Raw genomic sequence first — 21,081 nt, forward strand, 5'->3', positions numbered from 1 at the left:
CTCGATCCGTCGCCACTGCCTCCTGCGGTCGAACTTCCTTCAGCTACCTCGCAGGTCCATCTCCCATCATGCGCCTCCCACCCGCCGTGCACCAGGGGTGAACGGTATGAATCCGGGCAATTTTCGTGAACCGGGCGGTGTGGGCACGCCCTGAGGGCGTCAGGAGCTCGGCCAGCCGTCCGTGAAGCTCAGCGTCCGCCGGTACGGCCCCTCGGGCCCGGTGCTGCGGTACTCCTCGGTGCTGCTGCCGGTCCGGACGGTGCGGTCCCCGTCGTGCCGCCGGGCGGTGGGTCGCAGGGTGTGGTCGACGGTGGAGCGCTCGGTGACGTGGCCGCCGGTGGCCCCGGTGCTCTCGCGGTGGTAGCCCAGCTCCATGGCGGTGGTCTGGTCGGTGTTGCCGGCCGCGTCGCGGCTCACCCGGTAGCGGACGTCCAGCGGTTCGCCCTCGTGCACGGTGGTGGTGCGGTGCGGGCCGCCGCCCCAGGTGGCGGTGGTGCGGGTGAGGTCGGTGCCGTTGTGCAGCGTGAGGTCGTTGCCGCCGTCGCGCAGCTGCTGGGCGGAGCGGAAGGCGAGTTCGTCGCGGACCTCGGTGGTGATCCGGCCGTGCGAGGTCTGCACCCAGCCCCGGGCGAGGTCGTCGCGGGCGGCGGTGACCGTCCAGTCGCCGCTGCCGGCGCCGTGGTCGGCGAGGTCGGTGGCGACGGTGGCCTCCGGCGCGACGGCGTAGTCGGTGAGCTGCCCGGTGGTGCGGGCGGCGCCGTGGTCGGTCTCGGCGAAGAGATTGACCTGGCCCGTCCAGACGTCGTTGCTCTGTGCCTCGGCGGCGTTCAGGGTGACGCCCACGGTGTGCGGCCGGCCGTCCAGCAGCAGCCCGACGTACGGCGTGAGGTCGAGCCGGTAGGCGGGCAGGTCGAAGGCGAAGACGCCCGGCACGGGGCGCCAGAGCAGCGGGTCCCAGCCGCCGGTGTAGATCACCGGGTACGGCCAGACCGCGCCGGCCACCCGGCCGTCCACGGTGAGCCGCAGCTCGCGGAACGGGCCCTTGCCGCAGATGCCGGTGCCCGGGTTGGCGGCGGCGAAGGCGTCCGGCGCGGAGGCGTAGGCGAACTCCTCGCAGGCGCCGCCGCCCCGGGCGTAGACCTCGGCGGTGAGGCGTTCGAGGTTCTGCGGGAAGGTGAGTTCGCGCCCGGTGGCGGGCGCGGCCCGGGTGAGCCCGAACGGCCCGGTGGTGAGCAGCCGGTCGGCGGTGCGGGCGGCCGGCCAGCGGTCGTTCGCGGTGTGGAAGGTCAGGCTCGCGCTGATCGTGAAGACGCCCGTGTAGGTGGCGTCGGTGACGTTGGCGAGGTCGAAGGAGAACTCCTGGGGGCCGCCCGAGAACAGCGGGGCGTAGCGGGTGACGTCGTGCTCGACGTTCCAGGCGATGCCGTCCTTGGACGGCTCCGGGGTGGAGGAGAGCAGCACCTGGACGCCGCCGACGCGGACGCTGAAGATCCGGTCGAACTGCCGCCCGGCGACCTGTCCGTGGAGGTCCAGGACCACCGCCGACCAGGGGCCGCCGCAGTCGGCGGGCGGGGTGAGGGTGGCGTTGTACGGGGTGTCCGGCGGGCTGCCGTACCCGTCGCGGAACTCGCGCTCGTGCATCACCTCGACGGTGCAGGAGCGGGTGTCGGGCCGGGTGAGCGGCTTGGTGGCGGTGACCGGGTCGTGGTAGTCGGTGCCGAAGTCGGCGTGGGCCGGGCCGGCGGCGGTGAGGGTGCCGGCCAGGGTGAGGACGGCGGCGCCGACCAGACCGGCGGCGCGGCGGAGCAACGGGCGCAGGGCCAAGGCGGGTTCCCGGGGTCGGGCGGCTCGCGGGCGGGTGCCGCGGGCCGGTCGGATGATCCGGGAATCCTTCCGGGGGTGGCATGCCAGCGTCAAGGCTTCCGGTCGGGTGCGCGCCCGCTGCGCCCGGCGGGTCGGTCGTGCCTGCGTGCCCGGCGGGTTGGTCGTGCCCGCGTGCCCGCCGTGTCCGGCGGGTCAGTCGCTCTCCAGCGCCGCGGCCTCCTGCCGGATGAGGTCCCGCAGCGAGGCCAGCCGGGGCCGCCGGTCGTCCACCCGCCACTGCATCTCCAGCGGCAGGGCGGCCCGTCCCGCCAGCCGTACGGTGGTCACCTCCTCGGTGAGGTGGCCGGCCATCGAGCCCGGCACCAGCGAGAAGGCGCGGTTGCGGGCGAGCAGGTAGAGCCGGGAGCCGACGATCCGCGGCGGGCTGACCAGCACCGGCGGGTCGACGCCGTGGTCCGCGCAGAGCCCGAGCACGTGGTCGTAGTAGCGGGGGTGCTGCTCGCGCGGCCACAGCAGCAGCGGCAGGTCGCGCAGTTCGGCCAGGTGCAGGCTGCCCCGGCCGGCCAGCGGATGGCCCCGGCCGAGCGCGACCAGCACCGGCTCGTCGGCGAGCCGCTCCAGCCGGTAGCCGTCCACCTCCTCCAGGAAGCGGCCGAGCCCGATGTCGGCCAGTTCGGCGGCCAGGGTGGCGGAGACCTGGCCGGTGTCCACGGCGAGTTCGGCGGTGTCGAGGGCGGGCAGCTCCTGCTCGGCCCGGCTGACCACGGCGGGCAGCAGCCGGTTCACCACGCTCGGCGAGGCGACGATCCGGGCGGTGCCCAGCCGGGACTCCTCGTGCAGCCGCACCCGGGTCAGCAGGGCCTCGGCCTGCCGGAGCAACCGGGTGCTCTCGGCGGCCATCACCTCGCCGGCCTCGGTGAGCGCGACCGAGCGGCGGCTGCGGTCGAACAGCTCGACGCCGACGGTCCGTTCCAGCCGGGCGACCTCCTGGCTGACCGTCGGCTGCGAGATGTGCAGCCGCTCGGCGGCCCGCCCGAAGTGCAGCGTCTCGGCGACGGTCAGGAAGACCTGGATCTGACGCAGGGTGAATGCCATGGAACTCAGGGTAGGCGAGCCATAGCTGAGGGCCTATCGGAAACCCCAGGACTCCTTCTGGATTCCGGTGCGGGCCGTCCCTACGCTGAGCAGCACGTCGCCTACCGCAGTGGTCGCCTCACAGAGAGTTCGCGCCATGACCGAACTGTCCTCCGCCGCACCCGCCGCCTCCCGCACCGCCTCTCCTGCCACCTCTGCGGCCGCCGCACCCGCCGCTGCGCCGGCCGTCGCGCTCTCCGGGGAGGTCGCCCGGGCCCTCGCCGACGGCCGGCCGGTGGTCGCCCTGGAGTCGACCATCTTCACCCACGGCCTGCCGCGGCCGCGCAACCTGGCCGTCGCGCTGGAGGCGGAGCGGCACCTGCGCGCGGCGGGCGTCGTACCGGCCACGATCGGCGTGCACGCCGGCGTGCCCACGGTCGGTCTGGGCGTCGAGCAGATCACCGAACTGGCCGCCGTCGACGGCCTGGACAAGGTCAGCCTGCGCGACCTCCCGGTGGTCGCCGCGCTCGGCCGGCACGGCGGCACCACCGTCGCCGCCACCGCCTTCCTCGCCCACCGGGCGGGCATCCGGGTCTTCGCCACCGGCGGGCTCGGCGGCGTGCACTTCGGGGCCTCGGAGAGCTTCGACGAGTCGGCCGACACGACCACCCTGGCCGCCACCCCGGTCACCGTGATCAGCGCGGGCGTGAAGTCCATCCTCGACATCCGGGCCACCCTGGAACGCTTCGAGACCCACAGCATCCCGGTCCTCGGCTACCGCACCCGCAAGTACCCCGGCTTCTACGTCACCGACTCCGGCCACACCGTCAACCACAGCGTGGAATCGCCCGAGCAGGCCGCCCGGGTCATCGAGGCCCGTGACCGGCTCGGCCTCCCGCAGGCCGTGCTGATCGCCAACCCGGTCGACCCGGCCAAGCAGCTGCCGCCGGAGGAGCTGGACGGCATCCTGGCCCGCGCGTGGGCCGCGGCCGAACGCCGGGGCGTCACCGGCAACGCCACCACGCCGTTCCTGCTCGACTTCATCCAGCGGGACACCGGCGGGCGCAGCCTGGAGGTCAACGTCGAGGTGTACCGGGGCAACGTCCGGCTCGGCGGGGAGATCGCGACGGCGCTGGCCGTTGGTGCGGGTGGTGCGGGTGGTGTCGGTGGTGCGGCGTCGGGTGACGGTGAACGCGGTGGCGGTGGCGGTGGCGGTGGCGGTGGCGCGGCCTCGGCCCGCGTCGCCGAGAGCAGGGCCTGAGCCGTGCTGGGGGTGCTCGGCGACCTCGTCGAGGACATCGTGGTCTGGGCCGACGGCCCGCTGCGGCACGGCACCGACTCCGGGGCCCGGGTCTTCCGGCGGCGCGGCGGCAGCGCGGCGAACGTCGCCTGCTTCGCCGCCGGGCAGCACCCGGCCCGCTTCCTCGGCTGCGTCGGCGAGGACGCGGTCGGGGACGGCGTCGTCGCCGAACTGGCCGGCCACGGCGTCGACGTACGGGTCTCGCGGCGCGGCCGCACCGGCAGCGTCGTGGTGCTGATCGACCAGGACGGCGAGCGGACCATGCTGCCCGACCGGGGCGCCGCCACCCTGCTGGAACGGGTCCCGGACGCGTGGCTGACCGGGCTGACCCACCTGCACGTGCCGGCCTACTCCTTCGACGGCGAGCCGGTCGGCAGCACGGCGGTGGACGCGCTCGTCCGGGTCCGCCGGGCGGGCGGCACCACCTCGGTGGACGCCTCCTCGACCGGCATGCTGGAGCGGTTCGGCCGGGAGCGGTTCCTCGCCCTGCTGGCCCGGTTGGCGCCGACGTTCGTGTTCGCCAACCGCTCCGAGTCGGAGTTCCTCGGACTGCTGGCGGGCGGCCTGCCCGGGCCCGAGCGCGGCCGGCTGGCGGTCACCACGGTGGTCACCAAGGCGGGCGCCGAGGCGACCGCCGTCGACGAGCCCGGTGAGCCGCTGGTCATGGTGCCGGTGCCGCCGGTGGCCGAGGTGCGCGACCTCACCGGGGCCGGGGACGCCTTCGCGGCGGGGTTCCTGGCCGGGTTCCTGGACACCGGGGACCTCGGGCGGGCGGCCGGGCTCGGACACCGCAGCGCGGCCCGGGTGCTGGCCTCGCCCGGGGCCTCCTGCGGCGGCGAGTGAGGCTCCGGCGGGCTTCTCCCGGACGGGGCCGCTCGGGTGCCGGGCCGCTCCGGTACCGGACCGCCCGGGCACGCCTGGATACCGGGGCGCGCCTGGATGCCGGGGCGCGCGGCGCTACCCGGGCGCACGGGGCTACCTGGGCACCGCGTCCTTGCGGAGGAAGTGCTTCAGCTTCTGCCAGGTCCAGGTGTTGACCACGTCCTCGGCGGTGAGCCAGCCGCGCTGCGCCGTGCCGATGCCGTAGCGCGGGTAGGCGAGTTGGCCGGTGGCGTGCGCGTCGCTGTCGATCGTGAAGCGCACCCCGTGCCGCCGGGCCCGCAGGACGTCCTCGTCGCGCAGGTCGAGCCGTTGCGGGGAGCCGTTGATCTCGATCGCGGTGCCGGTGCGCGCGGCGGCTTCGAACACGGCGTCCAGGTCGACGTCGATCGGCCCGCGCCGGCCGATCCGGCGCGTGGTGAGGTGCCCGATGACGTGCACGTACGGGTTCTCGCAGGCGCGGATCAGCCGACGGGTCTGGGCGGCCCGGTCGAGGGTGAAGTGCGAGTGCACGGAGGCCACGCAGACGTCGAATCCGGCCAGGAACTCGGGCGGCCAGTCCACCCCGCCGTCCGGGCCGATGTTCAGCTCGGTGCCGTGCAGCAGGCGCAACTTCTTGTGCCGGTCGGTGAGTCGGCGCAGTCGTTCGCGCTGGGCGAGCATCTTCTCGTCCGTCATCCGCTGCATCACCAGGTCCGGGGCGTGGTCGGTGACGGCGAAGTAGGAGTAGCCGCGGGCGGCCGCGGTGTCGATCATCTCCTCCAGGGTGGCCAGCCCGTCGGTCAGGTCGGTGTGGGTGTGGAGGTCGCCGCGCAGGTCGGACTCCTGGACCAGGTCCGGCAGTCCGCCCTCCAGCGCGGCCTCGATCTCGCCCCGGTCCTCGCGCAGCGGTGGCGGGATCCACGGCAGGCCGAGCGCCGCGTACACCTCGTCCTCCGTCTCCGAGACCACCTTCGCACCGCCGTCCACCTCGAACAGCCCGTACTCGGAGAGCTTCAGTCCGGCCCGGACGGCCATCGTGCGCAGCTTGATGTTGTGTGCCTTCGAACCGGTGAAGTAGACCAGCGCCGCCCCCCAGTCCTCCTCCGGGACGACCCGCAGATCCACCTGTACGCCCTGGGTGGTACGGACCGAGGTCTTGGTACTCCCGCTGCCGATCACCTCGGCGACGTACGGGAGCCCGGTGAGCGCGGCCATCAGCGGGGCGGAGTCCTCGGCGGTCGCGAGCACGTCGACGTCGCCCACCGTCTCGCGCATCCGGCGCAGCGAGCCCGCGTACGCGCAGCGGGTGCAGCCGGGGACGGCGGAGATCGCGGCGACCAGCTGCTCGGCCAGTTCGGTGGCGGTGTCCAGCAGGGCGCGACCGCCGGACTGCCGCATCAGCTCGATGCCGTGCAGGATCTTCTCACCGCTGCGCTCGCCGAAGCCGGGCAGGTCGGCGAGCCTCTCGGCGCGGGCGGCCGCGGCGAGCGCGTCCACCGAGTCGATCCCGAGGTCGCGGTAGAGGGCCAGGGCGCGCTTGGGCCCGACGCTGGGCACGGCCATCATCTCCCGCACGCCGGACGGGATCTCGGCGCGCAGCGCCTCCAGGGCGGGGATGGTTCCGGTGGCGAGGTACTCGGCGATCTTCACGGCGGTGGACTTCCCGACGCCGGGGATCTGCTGCAGACCCTTGGCGTCCAGGCCGGCCAGGTCCTCGGGGTGGCCGCCGACCGCGCGGGCCGCCTTCTCGTAGGCGCGGGCCCGGAAGGCGTCCCCGCCGGTGATGTTGATCAGGTCGGCGTACTCCTGGAGCAGCTCCCTGACCTGGTCGTTGAGCCGGGGCATGGGGCAAGTCTAGGTTCGGCGGGGCGGGTTCGCCGGGCGCGCGCTCTGTGGTGTGTGTACTCCGCAGGGCGTCGGTGGTTCGCGCGGTACTCCGCCCGTCGTACGCTGCCGGTCCCCCGGGGCGGTCTTGCGTGGTCGCGGGTGGTCGCGCGTGGTCGGCCGTCCGGGCTCAGCCGTACGCGACGGTCAGCAGCAGGACGACGGTCAGCCCGCCGCCGGGGGTGGGCTCCACCACGAGCCGGGCGCCGGCGGCCACCACCAGGCTGCGCAGGGCCGGCCCCACCGGACCCTCCGCCCGGGCGCCCGCGAGCGACCGCCCGCCCGCCCCGGTCGGCTCGAAGGCGCCCTGGTCGGAGACCCTGATCTCCACCCGGCCGAGGGCCGCCGCCGTCCGGCCGGGCGCCCGCAGCGCGGAGGCTCCGCCCGCCACGTCGGCCCGGACCAGCACCCGGCCGCCCGGTGGGCTGCGCCGGACCGCCTGGTCGACCAGCCCGGCGACGGCGGCCTCCAGCCGCCGGGCGTCCCCGGCCACCACCGGGAGCCCGGGCGCCACCCGGAGGGTGACGGCCGCCGCCCGGCCGCCGCCGCGCACCACCCGGCGGACCACCTCGGCCACCTGGACGTGCCGGGCCATCGGCTCGCAGCCGTCCTGCCGGCCGGTCCACCGCAGCCGCTCCAGCTCCGGGCCGGTGAGCGCCCGGGGCGCGGCCATCGCGCCGCGCGAGGACGGGTCCGGCCCCTCCTCGGCCGCGACCGCCGACCCGCCCGCCCGGCCGTACCGGCCCCTGCGCCCGGTGCCCACCGCGCCGACGGTGCCGCCGAACGCGCTGAGCGCCCGGGCCCCCGACGCCACGTAGCCCCAGAGCCTCCCGCGTGCCATCGCCCTGCCCCTCGTGCTCCCCGGCGGCCGTCACCGAATCCGCGGCCGACCGCGGCGGGCCGGCTTCCGGGCCCTTCCTGCCAGCCTGCGCCTCGGCCGCCCGGGTGACAATCCCGCTCCGGTCCGCGCTCCGCCCGGGAGCCCCCCCGCCGAGCGGCCGACCGGGCACCCGCCGTCCGGCGGGGCGACCAGGACGGGGGCCTCCCGGGGAACCGCAAAGAACTCTTCGCAAAAAAGCCTTTGCAAAGAACCCTTTGCGGTTCTAGTCTCCTGCCATGACCGAAGAGCAGGGCTGGAAGCACAGCGAGGACCAGCGGGCCGTCGCCCTCACCGCCGAGACCATGCGGGCGATGGCGCACCCGGTGCGCCTGCGGGTGGTGGGGCTGCTGCGCAAGTACGGCCCCTCCACCGCCACGCGGCTCGCCGCGGAGCTGGGGATCAACTCCGGCGCGACCAGCTACCACCTGCGTCAGCTCGCCGCCGCGGGCTTCGTCGAGGAGGACGAGGGGCGCGGCAACGCCCGTGAGCGCTGGTGGCGTTCGGCCCACCGCCTCACGGTCTGGAGCGTCGACGACGTGCCGGACGAGGAGCTGGGCGACGCCGCCGGCTACCTGCGGTCCGTCCTGGCCGCGCACACCCTGGCGGCCCAGCGCACGCTGGACGCCTTCGAGACGATGCCGCGGGACTGGCGCAAGGCGGTGAACCTGAGCGACTTGGCGCTCCAGCTGACGCCCGCCGATGCCGAGCGGCTGTCCGGTGAGCTGAGCGAGGTGATCAGGCGCTACCGCTGGGTGGGCGCCGAGGGGCCGGTCCCGGAGGGATCGGAGCAGGTATCCGTCGTCGTCCACGTCCTGCCGGACGTGCGCGACGACACCGACGACAGGGGGACGACATGACCAGCACCACAACCGCCACAACCACCATGAGCACCACCACGGCCACCACCACGGGAGCCGCCGCCGACGGGCCCGGGCGCAGCTACCGGCCACTGGTCGGGGTGCTGGCCGCGTCCGCGGTCTCGGTGACGGGCACCCGTGTCTCGGCCATCGCCCTGCCCTGGTTCGTCCTGGCGACCACCGGCAGCGCCACCATGACGGGCCTGGTCGCCTTCGCCGAGATGGCGCCGTACGTGCTGGTCAAGGCACTGACCGGGCCGCTGGTCGACCGGCTCGGGCCGCGCGTGGTGTCCTGGACGACGGACGCGGTCAGCGCCACCGCGGCCGGGCTGGTCCCGCTGCTGCACGCGCGGGGGCTGCTCCCGTTCTGGGTGCTGCTGGTGATGGTCGCGGTGATCGGGGCGATGCGCGGCCCGGGGGACTTGGCCAAGTCCGTCATGGTCCCGGAAGCGGCCGACCGCGCGCGAGTGCCGATGGAGCGCGCCACCGGACTGTCCGGCGTCATCGAGCGGCTGGCCTCCACGATTGGCCCGGCGGCCGGGGGCGGACTCGTCGCCCTGATGGGCCCGCTGGCCGGTCTGGCGATCAACGCGGGCACCTTCGCACTCGGGTCGCTGATCATCGCGCTCGCGCTGCCGCGCGGCATGGGGCGTCCCGCGGTGCCCGCCGTGGCCGCCGTGGCCGCCGGCCCGGCCACCGAGCCGGCCGCTGGTCCGGCCGCTGGTCCGGCCGCTGGTCCGGCCGCTGGTCCGGCCGACGACGAGCAGCCCGCCGGCTACTGGCGGATGTTCCGCGAGGGCTTCACCTTCCTGCGCTCGGAGCCGCTGCTGCTCGTCGTGACGGTCATGATCGGCATCACCAACCTGATCGATGCCGGGTTCGTCACCGTGCTCGTCCCGGTCTGGGCACGGGAGTCGGGCAACGGGCCGGCGGCCATCGGTCTGATCGGGGCCGTCACGGGTGCCACGGCGGTCGTCGGCAGCCTGATAGCCGCGGCCGTCGCCTCCCGGCTGCCCCGCCGCACGGTCTTCTTCACCGGCTTCCTGCTGTGTGGTGCGCCGCGCTTCCTGGTGCTCGCCCTCGGCGCGCCGATGTGGCTGGTCCTCACGGTCCTCGTGATCGGCGGCTTCGGCTCCGGGTTCCTCAACCCGATCCTCGGCGCGGTGCTCTTCGAGCGGGTGCCCCGCCACCTGCTCGGCCGTGTGCAGGCCCTCACCGGCTCCCTCGCCTGGGCCGGCATCCCGCTCGGAGGCCTGGCCGCGGGTGCCTCGGTCGCGATGGTCGGTCTGATACCCACCCTGCTCGTGGCCGGTGCCGTCTACTTCCTGACCACGACCCTGGCCGGCTTCCGGCCCGAGTGGCGCGAGATGGACCGCCTCCGGGGGCACGAGGGCCGTGCGGCCGTCGAGCCGGAGCCGGCCCGCTGAACGCCGGCCGCTCCTCCGGGCCGCCTAGCGGTTTCGCCCGGTGGCGCGGGCGGTCTCGCCCATCGGCCGGCGACCCGCCCACGGCAGCAGAAGCAGGCTGACCAGGGCGGCGAGGGCGCACCAGGTCGAGATGAAGGCGAGGTGCCAGAGCAGGGCACAGACGGCGGCGCCCACGCCGGTGAGGAGACCGAGGCGGCGGAGCAGCCGGTCGCCGCTCAGCAGGAGGGAGCCCAGGGTGGCGAGGAGATAGCCGGTCAGCAGGAGGGCCGGGTACGGGACACCGACCGCGTAGCCGAGGGTGCGGCCGTGCGCGGTGGCCGTCACCGGACGGGAGCCGACGGCGACCGCCAGCGGAGCGGCGACCGCCGCACCGAGCAGGGCGAGTGCGGCGAGCACCCGCCGGCGCGGTCCGTCGGCCGCGCACCACACAGCGGCTGGGACGAACACGGGCAGCAGTGGCAGGGCGATCACGGCCCAAGCGGTGCGGGCCGCCCCGGCGAGGCCGTCCGGCAGTCCGCCGTCCGTACCGAGCCAGACGAGTGCCTCGATCAGCTGGTGCGCGCCCAGCACCAGGGGGAGCGCGGCGAGCGGCAGACGCTCGGGCCGACCGGCCCGGTGGGCACGGACCAAGCAGGCCACCCCCGCTGCCGCGACCAGCCCACCGGCCATGGCGTCCGCCCGCGCGCTCCAGCACATCGCGGCCTAGCCGGTGCTCCCGGGGCGGTCGCCCCGCGCGGACCCGCCCTCCGGCTCGTCCCCGGATCCGCCGTCCCCGCACCTGCCGTCCCCGGATCCGCCCCCACCGGACTCACCCTGCGACTTCTCGGTCGGCTCCTCCCGCGGCTCCTCCGTCGTCTCCTCCGCCGCCCGGTCCTCCGGCCCCTCCTCCGGTGGCGCCCCGATGCTCTCCAGGGTGTCGCGGACGGTCCCGGGCATCGCCGGATGGCGGCCGATCACGATCACCCCGATCACGATCGCCAACAGCCCGACCGACTGCCAGGCCAACGCCGCCGGGGTCACCCGCAACCGGTCGCCGAGGAAACCCACCGCGCAGGCGATCCCGGACAGCGGCTGGGCGGCGGTCAGCGCCGGCAGGGACATCCGCAGCGGCGCGGCCTCGAAGGCGCTCTGCACCAGCAGCAGCCCGACCACCCCCGCCACCACCACCGCGTACGGCTGCCAGCTGCGCAGCACCGCGGCCAGGCCCTCGTGGTCGAGACGCTGGGTGGTGGTCCGGGTCAGCGCGTCCTGGAGGCCGTAGAGCAGTCCGGCGGCGAGCGCCAGCAGGGTCGCCTCCTCGAACAGCGGCAGCCGCCGCGCCAACGAGACCAGCAGCACGACCAGCCCGACCACCGTGCCCACCACCAGCCAGTGCCGCAGCTCCCCGGCGGCCGGCCCGCCCCCGGTCGGCTGCCCGGCCACGATGAAGGCCGTCACCCCGAGGGCCAGCAGCAGCACCCCGGCCCAGCCGGAGCGGCCCAGGGTCTGACGGGTCAGCACCCGAGCCAGTGCCATGGCGAAGATCAGATTGGTGGCCAGCAACGGCTCGACCAGCGACACTTCTCCCTGATTGAGCGCCAGCGCCGACAGGATCAGCCCGCTGACCATGAACCCGGTACCGAGCAGCCACTGCGGCATCCGCATCAGGTCCAGCAGCAGCCTCCAGCGCAGCAGATCGGAACGCGGGGCTTGCTGCGCCGCGTGCTGCTGGAGGACGAAGCCGAGCCCCAGGAAGCAGGCCGCACTGAGAGCGAGGAGGAAGACCGCCACGGAGGGACCACCAGGTTGTCGCTGCCCGCGCCGCGCCGACGAGTCCGGGAGATGGGTCGGGCGTCGCGGCCGCTCCCGTCAGCCTACCGCCGGGCCGCTGCCCGGGCCGGTCGCACGACACGCGCGCGGCGCGGCGGACACCGGGCGGCTCCGGCAGCGCTTGCCGCCACCGGCGGGGCAGGCGCACGCTGGTGTGAGCGGCCGCCACGGGGCACCGTCCCGTGCCGGCCCCGACAGGCGCGACGGGGGCCGGCGCCAGGAGGTGTGGCATGCACAACCAGTGGGACGTGGAGCTGAGCTTCGAGGAAGACGGCGTGCACACCGCGTGCGAGGCCAGGCTGACCGGCGCCAGGGCGCCCGGCCTGAGCGCGCGCGGCGAATCCACGAAGAGCGCCGACGACCGCCCGCTCGCCAGGATCGGCGAGGAGGTCGCGGCCTCCCGTGCCCTGGAGGAACTGGCCCACAAACTGCGGACCCAGGCCACCGGGGAGATCGACGACGAAGGGCACCGCCCGGGCTATCTCATCTACTGAGCCCGTACTGAGCCCGATCTGCTGAGCCCGCCGACCGCCGCGCCGACCGGGCGCCACCGCGACCGCCGAGACCGCCGGCGACGGGTGCGCCCTGTCGGCGGTCCTACCGTCGCCACCAGGGGGCGCGCAGGACGTCGTCCGGATCGGCGGCGCAGTTGGTGCCGCTGACCACCTCGTGGGCCGGGACGTCCCACCCGACGACGCCCGGGGCCTGTCGGTCCAGCTCGACCAGCCGGGCGCGCCGGGGGCCAGAGCCGGTGTCGATGTCGCACCGCAACACGCTCGTCCAGGACCGGCCGTCGAGGGCGGCGACCACCGAGAACACCGGAAGCACCACCACGGAGAGCACCAGCGCCGCGACCCGGACGGCCTCGACGGCCCGATCCCGAAAGGTCGCGGCCGCCCGCCCGGTACGGTGCCCGGTGACGGCCGAACGCGCGCCCGTCCGGTACTCGGCCACCACACCGAGCCGCAGCAGGTAGCCCAGGACGCCCGCCGCCACACCCCACCACAGCCCGTTGAACGCCCCGACCACGACCCCGAGCGCCCCCGGTACGATCGCCGCCCGGGCCGTCGTCTCCGCCAGCGCGCGCCCCTGGTGCCGGGCGGCGCCGCCGTGCGCGGCCCGGTAGGCGTAGCCGATGTACGAGAGCACCGCCGCCAGCACGACCGCCAGCACCGGCTCGGCGAAGAACATCCCGATGACGACGTCCACCCAGTTCGCCGGCCCCATCGCCAACAGCGCGTCCCGGGCCGCATCCCCACCCCCGAGCGTCCACGCCAGCTTCAGCACCGGAACGGCGAACACCACCGCCGGCGCCATCACATGCGCCGCACCCACCTTCGCCGTGCCGGCACCCCGCGTGGTCTCCGTCATCCGGCCACGCTAAGCACGCCCCGCGCGCCCCCGGGCGTCCGACACCCCCCGCTGCGCCTCGTGGGCTAACACGCCCTCACCAGTCCGTGCCCGCCCGGTGGGGACGTGCGGGCTGCTGCGCCGGCTGCGTCGATGGGCACGGTTCGCCCCCGTCGCCGTGCACGGAACCGAGGCCGCGGGGCCGGAGGTCCGCATCGGTATCGCCGTGTTCGGGTGGCGCGGCCGGTTCTACGGCGCCGTGCCGTACGCCGGCCGCGCCGATGATCAACGGATCCGGGAGGAGGCGCGGGAGGGCGCGTGGTACGTGCTCACGCGTGCGCCTCTCCGTCGTCGAGATCGTCACGGTACCGGCAGAATTCGGGCACCGGTGACGTGAGGTCCGCTGCGGCACAGGCCGTCCGGCAAGTCGTCGGCCACCATCGCCGGCCGGCATCCCCGGCTGGCATCCCAGGCTCGGCGAGGACGGGAGTCCCGTCCTCCCGTAGCGAGTGACTCGGACGGGAGCTGACACAAGGCCCGGCCTGAGGAAGGCCTTGTGGATGTCGTCGCGGATGTCCCAGCGGATCCACGGGTGACGGAAGCCACGGATCCACCGTACGCTCCGAGACCCGAACCGCGGTCGAGTGCGGTCGACCGGGCTCGGTCCTGTCCCGGGCAGCCACGACGGGCCCATGCCCGAGCAGCAGCCGAGCGCCTGCGGCAGCCACTCCCAGGATGCCCGTGTGCGGCACGAACAGGGTGCCCTGACGTCAGCCCCGGCGGCCGAACTCGCGAAGCCGCTGCTGCCGCGCCGGCAGCGGCGGCTCGGTCCGGTCCCACACGCTGTCCGACACCAGCCACGGCGGGCTCACTCGACGAGCAGCCGGACGAGCAGACATGGGCGCGATGCCCCTCCGGCAGCTCCTCGTACCGCCACTCACGCGGAGGCGCTTGATCCGGTTTGACCCCGCGATCCACGGTGTGGTGTTCCTCGTGGCCGCCCCGCCGCCCCGCCGTCCCGCCGCTCGGGCGATCGTGTGGTCGGTTGAGACATCCCGGGCTCGGCCCTTCGCGGCCGTGCGGCCCGGCCGACTTCATGAGGCGTGAGAAGTCGGACGGGTCGACTTCTCGCGGAGGCGGGGCGGCCCGTCAGGGGTGGCGGGTGGGGGCGAGGAAGGTGGTGAGGCGGGGGTTGAGGTCGGGGGCGGCGGCCATGGGGAAGTCGTGGTGGGAGGCGCCGGGGAGGATGGCGGCTTCCGCGTCGGGGAGGAGGCGGCGGGCGGTTCGGGCGACGTGGTGGGGGTCGTGGGCGCGGGTCTGGGCGGCGAGGAGGGTGAGCACGGGGGCGGTGAGGGTGCGGAGGCGTTCGGGGGTGGGGCGGGGGCCGGTGACGACGGGGGAGGCGGGGAAGTCGGCGTAGCCGAGGGCGTACAGCTCGCGCCAGTCGGGGTCGAGGGGTGAGGTGCCGCCGTTCTCCCAGTCGAGGAAGGTGCGGGCGCGGGCCGGGGTGCGGTGGGGGAGGAAGAGGGGGACGGCGCGCAGCAGGTAGTGGGGGCGGTAACCGGCGAAGCACTGGGTGGGGTCGAGCAGGGCGAGCCGGCCGACCCGGGCGGGGGCGTGGAGGCCGTACTCGAGGGCGATCCAGCCGCCGTAGGAGTGGCCGCAGAAGTCGGCTTCCCGGATCCCGAGTTCATCGAGGACGGCGTCGAGCCAGCCGAGCAGGCCGGGGACGCCGTGGAGGGGGGTGCCGTCGTGGACGCTGCGGCCGGGGTCGCCGATGAGGTCGACGGCGAGGACGCGGTGGCCGGCCTCGGTCAGGGCGCGGGCGTTGGCGAACCACATGGTGGAGGTGGCTCCGCCGCCGTGGAGCAGGATGAGCGGGCGGCCGTCGGCGGGTCCGCAGGCGTTGATCCGGGTGGTGCCGTGGGCGGTGCGGACGGTGAGTGCCTCGACCGGGACGGGCCAGCGGGCGAGGAGGGCGTCGTAGGCGGTGAGGAAGGGGGTGAGGGAGGGGGTGGTGCGGGCGGGCATGAGGGCCTCCGCGGGTGTGGTGTGATGGCGGCCGGGTGCGACTGAACCACTCGCCGAGCAAGTATCTCGCTCAGCGAGAGAACAGCGTCGCACATGCTTGCCCGAGGAGGGACGACAGGGTGTCCGAGCTTGCCGAGCCGATCCGGCTGGTCCATCTGCTGCGTGGTCTGACGGTCGAACTCGACCTGTTCGGTGCCGAGTTCGCGGCCCGCAACGGTCTGCATCCGACCGATCTCCGGGCGCTGATCCACCTGCTGGACGCGGCCAGGGCCGGGGAAGTCGTCACTCCGGGCCGGCTCGGCGGTGCGCTGGGGTTGAACTCGGCGGGCACCACCGGGCTGGTGGACCGGCTGGAGCGGCTCGGGCTGATCCGGCGCGAGCGGGACCCGCGGGACCGGCGCCGGGTACGGCTGCTGGTGGAGGACCGGGCGATGGAGCTGGGCGAGGGCTTCTTCGGCGGGCTGATCGGCGATCTGCTCGCGGCGATGCGGCAGTTCGGGCCGGAGGAACTGGACACGGCACAGCGCTTCCTGGCGGCGATGGCCGGGGTGGTCGCGGCCGCCAGGGAGAAGTGAACGGCCGGGCCTACGCGGGGCCGAGGCTCCAGCTGATCACCGAGAGCGTCGCCATCGACACCAGGGTCGACCAGAGCACCGCGTCCCGGGCGAGGGCGGTGCCCTGCCGGTACTCGCGGGCGTAGGTGTACACGTTCTGCGCGGTGGGGAGCGCGGAGAACAGCACCACGGTGAGCAGCTGGTGCGCGGGCAGGTGGAGCACCGGGCCGGCCACGGCGAGTGCCACCAGCGGCTGGACCAGGGTCTTGAGTGCGACGGTCAGCCCGACCTCGGTGCGGCGCGGACGGGCGTCCGCCGGAGGGCGGTTGTGCAGCGACATGCCGAGGGCGATCAGCGCGGTCGGCACGCCGGCGCCGCCGAGCAGTTCGCAGGAACGATTCAGCTCGGCGGGCAGATGTGCGCCGGTCGCCGAGACGACGGCCCCCAGCGCGGTGGCCAGCAGGATCGGGTTGCGGACGGGCAGGGTCAGCAGCGCCCGCCGGCCGGCCGCGCCGCCGTCCAGGACGGCCAGCACGGCGGGGGTGACCACCAGGATCTGGAACAGCACCACGGGTGCCACGAAGGAGGCGTCGCCGAGGACCTGCATGGTCACCGGGATGCCGAGGTTCGCGGAGTTGACGTAGCCGGAGGCCATCGCGCCGACGGCCAGCTCGCCGGGTCCGCGGTGGAACAGCAGCCGCCCGGCGAGCAGCCCGAGACCGATCGTGACCACGGTGCCCGCCGCGAAGGCGAGCATCGAGGCGTTGGCGAAGCGGTCCAGAGGGGTGCGGGAGATCATCAGGAACAGTGAGGCCGGCATCGCCACGTGGAAGACGAACCGGTTGAGCACCGTCTCGGCCTGCGGCCCGAGCAGCCCGGTACGGCCGACGACGTAGCCGACGCCGGTGAGCGCCCAGATCGGCGCGAAGGCGGACAGGAGGGGGTGCAGGGCTGGCATGGTTCCTCGGATCGCTCGGGTGGATCTGCCGGTGCGACGGGGGTCTCCCGTCGGGGGCGTCGACTCCCGAGCGCGGTGACCCCCCGAAGCCCATGAACCCCCGGGGCAGTAAACCAGCGGCCATCGGCGGGGCGGACGACGGGCCTGTCATGACCGCACCCGGCCGTGACGGGCACACCCGCGCGCCTGCGCGCACCCGCACACCTGCGCGCACCCGGCCGTCCGGAGCGCGGCCGACCGTCCGGAGCCCACCCGGCCGTCCGGAGCGCGGCCGACCGTCCCGAGCCCGCCCGGCCGTCCGGAGCGCGGCCGATCACCCGGGGCCTACGATGAGCCGATGGATGAGCCGATGGAGGACCAGTACCTGAGCCTGTCCGAGGTGGAGGCGATCGCGCGCCGGGCCCACCGGGGGCAGGTCGACAAGAACGGCCACCCCTACGCCGAGCACATCGCGGCGGTCGCCCGCGGAACGGCGGCCCGCGGCGGCAGCTCGGCCCAGATCGCGGCGGGCTGGCTGCACGACACCGTCGAGGACGACCGGCTGAGCCGGGAGTGGCTGGCCGGGGCCGCGCTGCCGGCGGAGACCAAGGCGATCGTGGACGCGCTCACCCGGCGTCCGGACGAGCCGGTCGAGGAGTACACCGCGCGCATCCTGGCCACGCCGGGCGCGCTGCTGGTCAAGCGCGCGGACCTGGCGCACAACTCCGACCCGGCCCGCCTCGCCGCGCTGGACCGGCCCACCGCCGAGCGGCTGGCCGCCAAGTACGCGCGGATGCGCGAGCTGCTCGGGCTCATCGGCGAGCCGTAGACCGTAGACCGTAGACCGTAGACCGTAGACCGTAGACCGTAGATCGAGGGCCGTGGGCCGCGGGCCGTGCGCGACGGCGCCGGCCGGAGAACCACGTGGCGGTCTGCGAGCCGGCAGCCGGCCCGGGAGAACCAGGAGAGGGCCCGGACCACGCGGATCGCGCGGGTCCGGGCCCTCTCGGGCACCCCGGTGGTCCCTGTCCGACCCCCGGGGTGAGGGGGGAGTGGTCAGGTGACGGACGGAGCCTGCTGGGCCGATGGGGTCGGCTTAGTACCAGTGGTTGGCCTGCCAGAAGGTCCAGGCGGCGTTCGGGCTGCCGTAGCGGGTGTTCATGTAGTCCAGCGCCCACTTGATCTGGGTGGCCGGGTTGGTCTTCCAGTCCGCACCCGCGGAGGCCATCTTGGAGCCCGGCAGCGCCTGGGCCAGGCCGTACGCACCCGAGCTCGCGTTGGTCGCGGTCACGTTCCAGCTGGACTCGTGGGAGATGATCTGGCTGAAGGACGCCAGCTGGTTGGCCGGGACGATCTGGGCGGCGATGGCCTGCGGGGAGGCACTGGCGGCGTTCGCGGTGGCGGGCAGGACACCCGCGCCCAGGGCGGTCAGACCGGCGGTGCCGGCGAGGATCGCGGCGGAAGTACGCATGCGGAGCTTGAAAGCGGGCATGAAGAACAGGACCTCAATCGGGTTGGGCCGGGTCACTCCCCGCCCAGGACCACGGCCGGACAGGGGCCGGAACGGTCGCGGGGAGTGACTTCGGCGGCAAGCCGTTCACCGGAGGGACAGGAGCCGGTGCGGCTGACGACTGAGCCATTGTTGGCAGACCGGATCGGCCGTCGCCAAGCCCCCCTCGGTACGACTCCCGGTCGTACGGAGCGGGCTGCCGTGGATTCGAAGGAGTGGCCGCCCGGAGCGCGCCGACCGGGTGTGAACTGCGCGAACGCGGGGAGCACGGGGACGGCGAAGGCGGTCCGGGATCGTCTACTACCGTCCGTCGTTGTGGTTGATCACGTGTGAGCGCACTCACCGTGCGGGCCCTGGTGGGTGTCACGCGCCGGCCCGGGCGCGGCACGGTGGGTACAGACGATCAACCCCGTGCTGAGACCGGCGCCACACGGTGACCGTGAGACCGGGGCCGCATCACTGGGTCGGCGGCTAGCGGAGGTCGCCCAACCGCCGGTGCCGGAGGGCCCGGGCCGCGAGGAGGTCCGGCGGGGTGGCCGCGGACAGGTCGCCGAGCGCCGCGCCGACCGCCCGCCCGAGCCGGGCGCAGAAGGCCTCCGGCTCCTCGGCGGCGTCCGGCAGTTCCGGGACCACCTCGTCGACCAGCCCGACCCCGGCCAGGTGGTGCGCCCCGATCCCCTGGGAGCGGGCCAGCTCGGCGGCGTGCGCGCCGTCCCGGTGGACGATCGCCGAGGCGCCCTCCGGCGGCAGCGGTGCCAGCCAGGCGTGCTCGGCGGCGATCACCCGGTCCGCCGGGAGCAGCGCGAGAGCCCCGCCGCCCGAGCCCTGGCCGAGCAGGACGGCCAGGACGGGGGTGCGCAGCGCGAGCAGGGTGGTCAGGCAGTGGGCGATCTCCACCGCGATGCCGTCCAGCTCGGCCCGGGCGGACAACTCGGCGCCGGCCGTGTCCACCACGGTGACCAGGGGCAGCCCGAGCTGCTCGGCCAGGCGGGCGGTGCGCCGTACGGCCCGCAGGTCGGCGGCGGTGAAGGGGCGCTCGTGCTCGGGGGTCTGCCGCTGCTGGCCGACGACCAGGACGGGGTGCCCGCCGAGCACGGCCAGTGCCCGGACCAGTGCCCCGCCGCGCCCGCCGGGGGCGTCCAGCAGCACCAGCTCCTCGGCGGTGCGGCGCAGCAGCTCGCGGGCGCCCGGGCGGTCCGGGCGGCGGGTGCGGCGGACGGAGTCCCAGGCGTCGGGGTGCCCGGGAACGGCCGGGGTGGGCTCGGCGGGCGAGGCGGACCTCGTGGGCGCGGCGGACCCGGTGGGCGCGGCGGTTCCGACGGGCGCGGCGGGGTCCGGGGGAAAGGCGGTCCCCGTAGTGGAGGAGGGTGGCGGTGTCGTGGCGAGGACGGTGAGGGTGCGGCGGAGCAGTTCGCGCAGTTCCCCCGGCGGCACGACGGCGTCCACCAGCCCCTGACCGGCGAGCGTCTCGGCCCGCTGGACGTCCGGCGGCAGCTCCACGCCGCGCAGCTCCTCGTACACGCGCGGGCCGAGGAAGCCGAGCCTGGCGCCCGGCTCGGCGAGGACGAGTTGGCCGAGCGTGCCCCAGGAGGCGAAGACCCCGCCCATGGTGGGGTTGCGCAGATAGGTGAGATAGGGGAGGCCGGCCGCGCGGTGGGCCTGGACGGCGGCGGTGATCCGCAGCATGCAGAGGAAGGCCGCCGACCCCTCCTGCATCCGCGTCCCGCCGGAGACCGGCAGGGCCAGCAGCGGCAGCCGTTCGGCGGTGGCGCGCTCGACGGCGCGGGTGATCCGTTCGGCGGTGGCGACGCCGATCGAGCCGCCGAGGAAGCCGAACTCGGAGGCGATCAGGGCGACCGGACGGCCGTCGACCCGGCCGGCGCCGGTGAGGACGGCCTCGTCCAGGCCGGTGCGTTCGCGGGCGCGGTCGAGGGATGCGCGGTAGCCGGGGTCGGGCCGGTCGACGGCGGGCGGTTCGTCCCAGCTGCGGAAGCCGCCCGGATCGACCAGCAGGCCGATCAGCTGGTGGGCCGTCAGTGCTGTGCTCGAGCCCGTACCCATGCCCACCCCGTCAGAGATCGTTCCGGCCTCGCGGTGATCCGCCGCCGGCGCCGTGCGGCTACGCGGCACTCTATGCGGCACGGTGCGGGCGGGACAGTTCCGACATGAGTTCGATGACGGTCGACCCTTGCTCCGGACGGGCGGTTCGTGGACGTGGCGCCGGAGGCTCCGGCGGAGCGGTGCGGGGTGCTGCGTACGGCTCAAGTCGTCGCAGGTAAAGGGGAGTTACTCACTGGTTAATACTTTCCCGGGAGGCTTCCGGAGTTGACGGCGTCTCGTCACACTGGTGGACATGACTCGCACTCTACGCGCGTGGAAGTCCCGCGCTGCCGCCGCCACCGCCGTCGCCCTGATGACCCTCGCCCCGGTCGCCGTCGCCACCGAGGCGCACGCCGAGGTGAGCGGCTCGGTCTGCCTCTCCGCCCTCCCGCCCCAGGCCTCCGACACCCTCGGCCTGATCGCCTCCGGAGGGCCGTTCCCCTACTCCCAGGACGGCGTGGTCTTCCAGAACCGGGAAGGCGTCCTGCCCAGTGAGTCCTACGGCTACTACCACGAGTACACCGTCATCACCCCGGGCTCCCCGACCCGCGGCGCGCGCCGGATCGTGACCGGGCAGGCCTACCAGGAGGACTACTACACCGGCGACCACTACGCCACGTTCTCCCTCATCGACCAGACCTGCTGACCGCCCCTGACCGCCCCTGACCGCCCCCTGACCACCC

At 74.8% G+C, this 21,081-nt stretch carries 18 protein-coding genes and 1 pseudogene; 8 read left to right on the forward strand and 11 right to left on the reverse strand.

Features of this window, described 5'->3' with window-relative positions:
- Positions 1-159: 159 nt before the first annotated feature.
- Both ACWD4P_RS10180 and ACWD4P_RS10185 read right to left on the reverse strand, forming a co-directional pair.
- Positions 160-1,824, reverse strand: coding sequence for a peptide-N4-asparagine amidase (locus tag ACWD4P_RS10180; RefSeq protein WP_449779294.1), 1,665 nt, complete (start codon positions 1,822-1,824; stop codon positions 160-162).
- Positions 1,825-2,016: 192 nt separating this feature from the next.
- Complete coding sequence (locus ACWD4P_RS10185; protein ID WP_449779295.1) at positions 2,017-2,919, reverse strand: LysR family transcriptional regulator; 903 nt, start codon at positions 2,917-2,919, stop codon at positions 2,017-2,019.
- Between the two features lie 136 nt (positions 2,920-3,055).
- Between ACWD4P_RS10185 and ACWD4P_RS10190 the strand changes: the two genes are divergently transcribed.
- A complete protein-coding gene (locus ACWD4P_RS10190; RefSeq protein ID WP_449779296.1) occupies positions 3,056-4,159 on the forward strand; it encodes a pseudouridine-5'-phosphate glycosidase in 1,104 nt (367 codons plus the stop codon).
- Positions 4,160-4,162: 3 nt separating this feature from the next.
- A complete protein-coding gene (locus tag ACWD4P_RS10195; RefSeq protein ID WP_359829409.1) occupies positions 4,163-5,041 on the forward strand; it encodes a carbohydrate kinase family protein in 879 nt (292 codons plus the stop codon).
- A 132-nt stretch (positions 5,042-5,173) separates the two neighbouring features.
- Here the strand turns inward: ACWD4P_RS10195 and polX are convergent, their stop codons facing one another.
- Together polX and ACWD4P_RS10205 are read right to left on the reverse strand one after the other, a co-directional pair.
- A complete protein-coding gene (gene polX / locus ACWD4P_RS10200) occupies positions 5,174-6,904 on the reverse strand; it encodes a DNA polymerase/3'-5' exonuclease PolX (RefSeq protein WP_449779297.1) in 1,731 nt (576 codons plus the stop codon).
- A gap of 169 nt (positions 6,905-7,073) precedes the next feature.
- Positions 7,074-7,784, reverse strand: coding sequence for a hypothetical protein (locus ACWD4P_RS10205; RefSeq protein ID WP_449779298.1), 711 nt, complete (start codon positions 7,782-7,784; stop codon positions 7,074-7,076).
- 275 nt (positions 7,785-8,059) lie between these two features.
- On the opposite strand from ACWD4P_RS10205, the gene ACWD4P_RS10210 reads away from it, so the two are divergent.
- Positions 8,060-8,680 (forward strand): ArsR/SmtB family transcription factor, encoded by a 621-nt coding sequence (locus ACWD4P_RS10210; RefSeq protein WP_449779299.1) that lies wholly within the window; start codon positions 8,060-8,062, stop codon positions 8,678-8,680.
- 26 nt (positions 8,681-8,706) lie between these two features.
- Positions 8,707-10,107: an MFS transporter gene (locus ACWD4P_RS10215; protein ID WP_449779313.1), complete on the forward strand. Its 1,401-nt coding sequence runs from the start codon at positions 8,707-8,709 to the stop codon at positions 10,105-10,107.
- A 24-nt stretch (positions 10,108-10,131) separates the two neighbouring features.
- Here the strand turns inward: ACWD4P_RS10215 and ACWD4P_RS10220 are convergent, their stop codons facing one another.
- Together ACWD4P_RS10220 and ACWD4P_RS10225 are read right to left on the reverse strand one after the other, a co-directional pair.
- A complete protein-coding gene (locus ACWD4P_RS10220; protein ID WP_449779300.1) occupies positions 10,132-10,803 on the reverse strand; it encodes a DUF6629 family protein in 672 nt (223 codons plus the stop codon).
- Positions 10,804-11,037: 234 nt separating this feature from the next.
- A pseudogene (locus ACWD4P_RS10225) lies at positions 11,038-11,877 on the reverse strand (DMT family transporter); the annotation flags it as partial.
- Between the two features lie 269 nt (positions 11,878-12,146).
- Here ACWD4P_RS10225 and ACWD4P_RS10230 point away from each other — a divergent pair.
- Complete coding sequence (locus ACWD4P_RS10230) at positions 12,147-12,410, forward strand: dsRBD fold-containing protein (protein ID WP_359825262.1); 264 nt, start codon at positions 12,147-12,149, stop codon at positions 12,408-12,410.
- 103 nt (positions 12,411-12,513) lie between these two features.
- Here ACWD4P_RS10230 and ACWD4P_RS10235 read toward each other — a convergent pair whose 3' ends face one another.
- Both ACWD4P_RS10235 and ACWD4P_RS10240 read right to left on the reverse strand, forming a co-directional pair.
- Positions 12,514-13,287: a hypothetical protein gene (locus ACWD4P_RS10235; protein ID WP_449779301.1), complete on the reverse strand. Its 774-nt coding sequence runs from the start codon at positions 13,285-13,287 to the stop codon at positions 12,514-12,516.
- 1,128 nt (positions 13,288-14,415) lie between these two features.
- Complete coding sequence (locus tag ACWD4P_RS10240; protein WP_449779302.1) at positions 14,416-15,297, reverse strand: alpha/beta fold hydrolase; 882 nt, start codon at positions 15,295-15,297, stop codon at positions 14,416-14,418.
- Positions 15,298-15,416: 119 nt separating this feature from the next.
- Here ACWD4P_RS10240 and ACWD4P_RS10245 point away from each other — a divergent pair, with 119 nt between their 5' ends.
- The gene (locus ACWD4P_RS10245; RefSeq protein ID WP_359825269.1) at positions 15,417-15,872 is read left to right on the forward strand and encodes a MarR family transcriptional regulator; all 456 of its coding nucleotides are present in this window, start codon (positions 15,417-15,419) and stop codon (positions 15,870-15,872) included.
- A gap of 10 nt (positions 15,873-15,882) precedes the next feature.
- On the opposite strand, the gene ACWD4P_RS10250 is transcribed toward ACWD4P_RS10245, so the two are convergent.
- Positions 15,883-16,809: an AEC family transporter gene (locus ACWD4P_RS10250; protein ID WP_359825270.1), complete on the reverse strand. Its 927-nt coding sequence runs from the start codon at positions 16,807-16,809 to the stop codon at positions 15,883-15,885.
- A 337-nt stretch (positions 16,810-17,146) separates the two neighbouring features.
- Here ACWD4P_RS10250 and ACWD4P_RS10255 point away from each other — a divergent pair, with 337 nt between their 5' ends.
- Entirely contained in the window at positions 17,147-17,617 is a 471-nt protein-coding gene (locus ACWD4P_RS10255) for an HD domain-containing protein (RefSeq protein WP_449779303.1), read from the forward strand.
- A gap of 267 nt (positions 17,618-17,884) precedes the next feature.
- Here the strand turns inward: ACWD4P_RS10255 and ACWD4P_RS10260 are convergent, their stop codons facing one another.
- Positions 17,885-18,259: an aggregation-promoting factor C-terminal-like domain-containing protein gene (locus tag ACWD4P_RS10260; protein ID WP_359825274.1), complete on the reverse strand. Its 375-nt coding sequence runs from the start codon at positions 18,257-18,259 to the stop codon at positions 17,885-17,887.
- Positions 18,260-18,769: 510 nt separating this feature from the next.
- Positions 18,770-20,359 carry a carboxyl transferase domain-containing protein gene (locus tag ACWD4P_RS10265; RefSeq protein ID WP_449779304.1) on the reverse strand — a complete coding sequence of 530 codons (1,590 nt, stop codon included), beginning with the start codon at positions 20,357-20,359 and terminating at the stop codon, positions 18,770-18,772.
- A gap of 292 nt (positions 20,360-20,651) precedes the next feature.
- Between ACWD4P_RS10265 and ACWD4P_RS10270 the strand changes: the two genes are divergently transcribed.
- On the forward strand, positions 20,652-21,044 hold the full coding sequence (locus tag ACWD4P_RS10270; protein WP_449779305.1) for a ribonuclease: 393 nt from the start codon (positions 20,652-20,654) through the stop codon (positions 21,042-21,044).
- Positions 21,045-21,081: the final 37 nt, after the last annotated feature.

The organism is Kitasatospora sp. NPDC002543, assembly GCF_053594915.1.